Raw genomic sequence first — 531 nt, 5'->3', positions numbered from 1 at the left:
AGCTGTCCACGATGAAGGGAATGGCGTCGGCCCCGGCCAGCTTGGTGTCGGCCGCCAGCGAGCTGAGCAGCACCTCGCCCGCTGCGATCTTGCCGGCGCGCACCTGGCCGGCGATCTCGGACAGCCGGGCCACGCTGTTGTCGGGGCGCACGTCGATCACCAGCGCGCCTTTCGTGCGGTCGTTCACCTCCTGGGCGAACTGCTGCAGGTTGACGGTGTGGAACACGTCGGGCAGGTAGCCCGTGGCGAGGGTCCACTTTGCCTGCGCCGACGCGGCGCCGGGCAGCGCCAAAGAACCGAGCGCCATGAAGAGCGCGCACCATGAACGACGTTTCATACCGAATCTCCGAAAGCGCGCAGCGCCGGCCTGCGGATGCATGACAAAGGCGAACGCTGGTGACGTAACTTGCAATGACTATACCGGCGCCCCGCGGGCGCGCAAGCACCGGCCGGGAGAGCCTTGATTTCCATGGCGGCCAAGGGCGTTTGGGCCCCGGCCCTGCGGCGGGGCGGCGCCTGCGCGGCGGCCCT

Annotated in this window: 1 pseudogene; it reads right to left on the bottom strand. The window is 69.3% G+C overall.

From position 1 onward, the window contains the following. Positions 1–337, bottom strand: a pseudogene (locus AC27KI_RS27060) (TRAP transporter substrate-binding protein); the annotation flags it as partial. Positions 338–531: the final 194 nt, after the last annotated feature.

The sequence above is a fragment of the Acidovorax sp. KPB24-03 genome (assembly GCF_057546605.1).
This window is presented reverse-complemented; position numbering and strand designations above follow the sequence as displayed.